Source organism: Rheinheimera sp., assembly GCF_036568245.1.
Lineage (GTDB): Bacteria > Pseudomonadota > Gammaproteobacteria > Enterobacterales > Alteromonadaceae > Alishewanella.
Genome location: NZ_DATCSY010000276.1, coordinates 1 through 7,069, shown reverse-complemented (window position 1 = coordinate 7,069; position 7,069 = coordinate 1). Strand labels below are relative to the sequence as shown.

Genomic DNA, 7,069 nt, shown 5'->3' with positions numbered 1-7,069 from the left:
GAAGCAATAGCTGCGGCAAAGCTCGCCAAAGCCTTACCACTGAAAAGCTTTAACCTGGATTTAATGCATGGTTTGCCACAGCAGGATGTAACAGGCGCGCTAGCCGATTTGCAACAGGCGATAGATTTAAGTCCGCCGCATCTGTCGTGGTATCAGCTGACCATCGAGCCCAATACCGCTTTTGCTTCCCGCCCGCCGGTGTTGCCGCCGGACGATACCTTGTGGGATATTCAACAGCAGGGACTGGCATTATTGCAACAACATGGCTATCAACAATATGAAATATCTGCCTATGCCAAGGCAGGCCAGCAATGTCAGCATAACCTGAATTACTGGCGCTACGGAGATTACCTCGGTATTGGTTGTGGCGCGCACGGTAAAATTACGCTGCCATCGCGCAACAGCATTTTACGTACGGTAAAAATTAAACACCCTAAAGGCTATATGGATATCAGCCGCGGTTACATGGATAGCCGCCAGCAGGTAGAGCCGGAAGACAGGCCTTTTGAGTTTTTTATGAACCGTTTTCGCCTGCTGGAACCCTGCCCGGTAGACGATTTTACCGCCTACACCGGCCTACCGCTGAGCACTATCAGTGCCGCTATTGACGAGGCGGAGCAGAAACAACTTATCACGGTAACGGCATCACACTGGCAAATTACCGATAAAGGCGCGCGTTATCTGAACGATTTGCTGACCCTGTTTATCTAGCGGGCGCGGGCTAATTTAGCAAAGCCCGCTGAGATAACAGAAGACTGTACTGCGATACTTTACCTTTTCATCTGAACCAGCTTGCGTAGAATAAAACCGACTATTCTAACGACAACAGCAGGAATCCAGATGAAACAGCATATTTTTACACGCCGGGCCTTATTGCCGGTCGCCATCAGCATGGCACTGTTGGCCGGTTGCGGCCCACAGCAAACTTCAGCACCGGCATCTACCACTGCGCAAACCGCAGCAGTAGCCAGCAGCGAGTCTGAAAAAGCTAATAATCTGTTTGAACAGATTTTTATGGACAATGTGCGCCGCAGCCCGCTGCTGCAAACCCGTCTGGGTATTAAAGACGATTACGACAAATGGCAGGACTTATCTGACGAGCATTTTCAGGCAGGTTTGGAGCTGACCAGACAACATCTGACGATGCTAAAAGGTATTGACCAAAGCAAACTGGATGACGCTACCCGCGTCAGCTATCTGTTGATGCAACAGGAGCTGCAGCAAGAGCTGGATGATGCGAAATGGCGCCTGTACAGCTACCCGGTGAATCAGATGTTTGGTACTCATTCTCAGGTACCCAGCTTGCTGATCAACCAGCACAGTATCAGCAGCGAAAGCGATGCCAAAGCCTATATTGCCCGCTTAAACGCGGTGCCAGCCCTTTTTACTCAGTTACAGCAGCAACTGCAAAAACGCGCCGAAGCAGGCATTATCGCGCCGAAATTCGTGTTTCCTATGGTTATTTCTGCCAGTGAAAATGTGATTAAAGGCGCGCCGTTTGATAACGGCGAAGACAGCACCCTGCTGGCAGATTTCCGGAAAAAAGTAACAGCGCTTGATATTACTGATGCAGCAAAAAAACTGCTGCTGGATGAAGCCGCTGTTGCGCTGCTGACCAGTGTTAAACCCGCCTACACCGGTTTAATTCAGTATTTACAACAGCTAGAGCAAAAAGCTGGCACCGAAGATGGCGTATGGCGTTTTAAAGATGGCGAAGCGTTTTACAATAACGCCCTCAAACGCACCACTACCACAGACTTAACCGCGACAGAAATTCATCAGACTGGCTTGGACGAAGTGGCACGTATTCACAATGAAATGCGTGCAATTATGGATAAAACCGGCTTCGACGGCGATTTAAAAGCCTTCTTTAACTTTATGCAGACTGATCCGCAGTTTTATTACCCGGACGGTGACGAAGGAAAAGCGCAGTATCTGAAAGATGCTACTGCGATAATCGACAATATGCGCAGCCGCCTGGATGAACTGTTTCTGGTCAAACCCAAAGCTGAAATGATCGTCAAAGCCGTAGAGCCGTTTCGGGAAAAAACCGCCGGTAAAGCATTTTACCAGCAGCCGTCAATGGATGGCAGCCGCCCGGGCATTTACTACGCCAACCTGTACCGCATGAGCGATATGCCAAAGTATGAAATGGAAGCTCTGGCGTATCATGAAGGTATTCCGGGCCATCATATGCAGCTGGCGATAGCGCAGGAATTAGAAGCCATGCCTAAGTTCCGTCGTTTCGGTGGCTACACCGCCTACATTGAAGGCTGGGGCTTATACACCGAAATGCTGCCCAAAGAGATTGGCCTGTATCAGGACCCGTACTCAGACTTTGGCCGGCTGGCAATGGAATTGTGGCGCGCTTGCCGTCTGGTGGTGGATACCGGTATTCACGCGAAGAAATGGAGCCGCGAACAGGCTATTCAGTATCTACTGGATAACACACCCAATACCCAATCAGCGGTAGAAAAAGCGATTGAGCGTTATATTGTGATGCCATCGCAGGCCACCGCTTATAAAATTGGGATGCTGAAAATTGTCGAACTGCGCGAGAAAGCCAAAACCGCACTTGGTGATAAGTTCGATATCCGTCAGTTCCACGATATCGTGCTGAAAAACGGAGCTCTACCACTGGATGTGCTCGAACAGATGGTTGACGAATATATCGCTGCTGCCAAAGCATAAAAGGCACCTTAGCTAAGAAAGCCGGTTTTTAACCGGTTTTCTTGTACAAAAATGCTGTGCCAGAGTTAAAAGCCAGAGCCGGGCTGCTGCAAAAATGCTGTTTCTTCGGCTGTCGATGGCCGGCCTAATATGTTGTTGCGGTGCGGATAGCGGCCAAACCGGTCAATGATCGCTTTATGTTTTAACTCAAATTGATAGTTGTTCTCTGGTGTGTGTTGCTTAAATAGCGTCTCGGCGCTTTGATGGATGACAACTGATTCGCTGTGCATATAAGGCATCAGTAAAAAATTACGCTCGTCAGCGTTTAGCTGCCGTAACGCCCCGGCAGCAACGGCTTCTTGCGCCAATGCTAATGCCATAGCATCCTGCGAAAATGCCTGAGCTGTACCGCGGTAAATATTACGGGAGAACTGATCCAATACGATTATTTCAGCCAGACGTCCCTTTACGCCTTGCCGCCAGTGAGCTAATTCACCTGCCGCCGCCTGCTGCAATATGGCGGAGAAGCGCTGTTTTATTGTGCTATCAAATTCCTCATCTGCCTGCCACCACTGCTGCGGCGTTAATTCTTCAAACCAGAAAGTGAGTATTTGTTGGTACATACGTTAATTCACCCTGACTGATAGATAGTGCAAAATACTTATTGAAAGTCCATCATCTTAATACATCCTCACCGAAATATCGAAAGCGGTGTTGTCGTTGGCACAAGGTAACAACAGCTTGCCAACGGATAAGAGCTAAAGCGTTATGGGCCAAACCGTCCGCAGTACTTACCTAATCTCTTAAAGTGAAATGAAAAAATACCAATGGCTGTAATATCCATTTTGCCGACCATAACAATACTGCATAAAAATCAGTTGTATCAATAACTTCCCTTATTATATCTTTTCTTTAATTCTATCGTTTCTCAGCTTACAGCAAAACATTTGATTGCCGAAGTAAGTCGCTATATATTTGACCGGAATGTTTAATTTTTTAAATAAGTGAATATTAATTGTTTTTAAAAAGGCTTCAAATATGAACAGGTACATATTAAGTGTTTTTGCTTTAATTTTGCTATCAGGTTGTCAAACTTCTCCTCCACCGCAATTCCAAGATGTGCAATTAACTGAAGCAGAGTTACAGACTGAAAAATGGTCTGAATTAAAGCGTTTTGCTCCAAAATATCCGGTTGAAGAAGCGATCGCGGGGCGCGACGGTTGCGCAGCAGTTGAGTATGTAATTACTCCCAGCTATGAGATAAGGGATGTCAAAGTACTTTCTTCCAGCAGCCGATATTTCGCTAAACAAGCTGAGCTTACAGTAAAAAACTGGAAATGGTCTGAATTACCTCAAGGCATTATAGCGGCCCCCGTAAAAACAATTACTCAGTTCCGGTTTTGCCTGGACGCTGGTGATGGTCGTTGCTCGGTACCTGCAACTGTTGATAATGCAGCTTGCAGTGGGAAAGATACTATTTATTCAATTGGTTATCGGATTGTGCACAAGGCTTAAGTCCATGCTTGTAAATACCAGTAATTGCTTGCGCAATGGAAACACGTCAAAGTTTAGCGCGACCATCCTACGTCCGGCACAAATGGGTGATACCGATGCCTGGGGCTTTATTGTTCTGCCCAAAGAAATAAGTGAAACCTTACCCCGCCGCGGCAGAACAAGTATCGAAGGTAGTATCAACGGTCACACTTTTCAGGCCACACTGGAGCCGGATGGGCAGTTAAGCCACTGGTTAAAGCTAACACAAACTCTTCTGGATTCCTCCGGTGTGCAGATTGGGGAAAATGCAAACTTCAGTGTCAAGCCGGTTGGGCAAGAACCTGAACCGGAGGTACCGCAGGATTTACAGCAGGCGCTGGCGGCGCACCCTACCGCGTTAGCAACCTGGCAGGATACGACGACTATTGCGCGGCTGGACTGGATCCACTGGATAACCTCAGCCAAACAGGCAAAAACCCGGCTGCAGCGCATCAGTAATGCCTGCGATATGCTGGCATCGGGCAAAAAACGGGTCTGCTGCTTCGACCCGTCCGGTTTTTACAGTAAAGCGTTTAGCGCACCTAAAACCGCTTAGCCTTGCGGTATAGCCGCAGGATCCATCCAGAACGGCTCCCAAATATGGCCATCAGGATCAGCAAAACTGCAGCTGTACATAAAACCCAGCTCCTGTTTCGGATTGACATCTGCCGTACCGCCAGAGCCCGCCGCTGCAGCATTCATTTTGTTCACCGCATCAATACTGTCTAGTGCCAGCGCCAGCATCACTTCGCTGGTACTGCCTGACGCAATTGGCTTTTTGGTAAACTGACGCCATTTATCATGCGTTAACAGCATGACATAAATCTCGCTGCTCCAGACCATACAAGCAGCGGTTTCGTCGGTAAAGTGCGCATTGTTACTAAAGCCCAGCGCAGTATAAAAAGCCATAGAAGCAGGTAAATCCTGCACCGGCAGGTTAACAAATATCATACGGTTCATAGTCTCTCCGGTTGTTAAGTCGTGTTGTTTATAAGCAGCGTTAAGCTGACCATACTTAATCGTTTAGCAGAGATTAAATTCGACAACGAGCTTTAAAATTTAAAGCAAGAGCTACGTTCTGTGCAGTACACCGCTGCATGGCGAGAATTTTGCATTATCATGATAATTAACCACATTTATGCCATTTAATGCTGCAGAACGCTTGGTTTTGCACCAGGATCTGGCATAGTAACTGCTGGCATGGATGCTTTCGCACCAAATAAAAACAAGATATTACAACAAGAAAATTCAGGTTTTAGGGGTATTGCATGCGTTTATTTACTCAGGCGTCTATTAAGCAAAAGTTGTTGCTTAGTATCGGCAGCGCCGTTGCCGTCTTATTGCTCGGCACGGCCATTTTAGTAGTCAGTGACATTAAGCAGCAAACCAGTTTGCAGGTGAACTCAGAAGTAAGTCATGCCGTAACGCAAGAAGCGTCCCGCATTGCTGGCTTCTTCGCGCAGTATGGTCAGGTCGCCCGCACTTATCTGGAAAACCCGCAATTCCAGCAATGGTTTAGTAATTATCCAGGACGCGGTGCCGTGCTCAATAGCGTCAGTGGTTACCCGCAAATCAACCAGACGTTTATTGGCATCAGCAGCCGGGATCCTAATATCTTGTCAGCATTTTTTGCGCTGGACAGTTCAGGTGAATATTTCCGCGAGAGCGCCCGCACCGGTGTAGCAACGGAAGGACCCGATGCCGGCGATATCAATAAAGGCTATTTCGCCAGTAAACGCCCCTGGTACCAGCTGACGCTGGAAAAAAACCGCTACTTTGTCAACTCACCGTCGGCCGATATGACCACCGGCATTATTTCAACAGTAGTCCAGGGGCCGGTACGTGACAGCAGTGGCAAACTGCTGGGTGTCGGCGGCCTGGATTTACACATCAACAAAGTTGGCGAGCATGTGGAGCAGCTGCGTTATCAGGGCCATGGTTTACCGGCATTGCTCGACGAGCAGGGCAATATCGTCCACTTCGCTAAGGCGGGCGGCGTAAAATATACCCCTAACGACCCTATTGCCAATTTCGACACAGACGGTAATAGCGGTTTTGCAAAACTGGCGGCGGCGGCCAAACAGGGCGACGCGGTAAGACTTGCGGTGCACTTTAATGGCGTCGACTACTATGCCTACACCCAGCCGGTGACGCTGGACTTTCCGGCACTGAACTGGATGATTGCCTTGCTGGTACCGGTAAAGGTGGTAGAAGCGCCTGTTAACAGCGCAACTAACTGGGCGATGCTACTGACACTGCTGATAGTCGCTGTAACCTTGCTGGTGATCTGGCTGATGACGTCTGCCATCACCCGGCCATTACAGCAGCTGACGTTGATGATGCAGGACATTGCCAGCGGCGACGGTGACTTAACCCGTAGCATTGATATCAGCAGTCAGGACGAAGTGGGTGCACTGGCCAGCCACTTTAATCAGTTCACCGCCAAATTGCGCCAGTTATTGCGTCAGACTGCACAGCAGGCGTCATCCGTCAACAGCAGTAGCCAGCACCTGACTCAGGTTGCAAGCCTGACCAATCAGGAAATCCAGACCTGTAAAGCCCAAATTGATAATGTCTCGGCAGCCGTGCATGAAATGGCAGCAACAACCCAGGATATCAGCAATAATGCTCAGCAAACCAGTGATGCTGCAACTGACGCTGAACAGCACGCCAGACAGGGCCAGGCGCTGTCCGCAACAGCGGTAGCAGATATGCAGCAATTGTCGGCTCAGATGTTACAGTCAGTACAGATTGTCGCTGGGTTGGCTAAAGAGTCAGAAAACATCGGCACTGTGGTCGACGTGATAAAAGGCATTGCTGAACAAACCAATTTACTGGCATTAAACGCCGCGATTGAAGCCGCCCG

At 48.6% G+C, this 7,069-nt stretch carries 7 protein-coding genes; 5 read left to right on the top strand and 2 right to left on the bottom strand.

Annotation, left to right across the window (positions count from 1 at the left end):
- Window positions 1-711: radical SAM family heme chaperone HemW (hemW, locus tag VIN66_RS12575; protein ID WP_331924300.1), on the top strand; the 711-nt coding region annotated here is incomplete at its 5' end.
- Window positions 712-840: 129 nt separating this feature from the next.
- Entirely contained in the window at window positions 841-2,691 is a 1,851-nt protein-coding gene (locus VIN66_RS12570) for a DUF885 domain-containing protein (protein ID WP_331924299.1), read from the top strand.
- Window positions 2,692-2,756: 65 nt separating this feature from the next.
- Here VIN66_RS12570 and VIN66_RS12565 read toward each other — a convergent pair whose 3' ends face one another.
- Window positions 2,757-3,293: a DUF924 family protein gene (locus VIN66_RS12565; RefSeq protein WP_331924298.1), complete on the bottom strand. Its 537-nt coding sequence runs from the start codon at window positions 3,291-3,293 to the stop codon at window positions 2,757-2,759.
- A gap of 415 nt (window positions 3,294-3,708) precedes the next feature.
- Between VIN66_RS12565 and VIN66_RS12560 the strand changes: the two genes are divergently transcribed.
- Both VIN66_RS12560 and VIN66_RS12555 read left to right on the top strand, forming a co-directional pair.
- A complete protein-coding gene (locus tag VIN66_RS12560) occupies window positions 3,709-4,185 on the top strand; it encodes an energy transducer TonB (protein ID WP_331924297.1) in 477 nt (158 codons plus the stop codon).
- A complete protein-coding gene (locus VIN66_RS12555) occupies window positions 4,088-4,759 on the top strand; it encodes a YdeI/OmpD-associated family protein (RefSeq protein ID WP_331924296.1) in 672 nt (223 codons plus the stop codon). Before VIN66_RS12560 ends, VIN66_RS12555 begins: the two co-directional genes overlap by 98 nt.
- Here the strand turns inward: VIN66_RS12555 and VIN66_RS12550 are convergent.
- Window positions 4,756-5,163, bottom strand: coding sequence for a VOC family protein (locus tag VIN66_RS12550; RefSeq protein ID WP_331924295.1), 408 nt, complete (start codon window positions 5,161-5,163; stop codon window positions 4,756-4,758). The genes VIN66_RS12555 and VIN66_RS12550 overlap by 4 nt on opposite strands.
- A gap of 308 nt (window positions 5,164-5,471) precedes the next feature.
- Between VIN66_RS12550 and VIN66_RS12545 the strand changes: the two genes are divergently transcribed.
- A partial coding sequence (locus VIN66_RS12545) for a methyl-accepting chemotaxis protein (protein WP_331924294.1) occupies window positions 5,472-7,069 on the top strand: 1,598 nt, incomplete at its 3' end.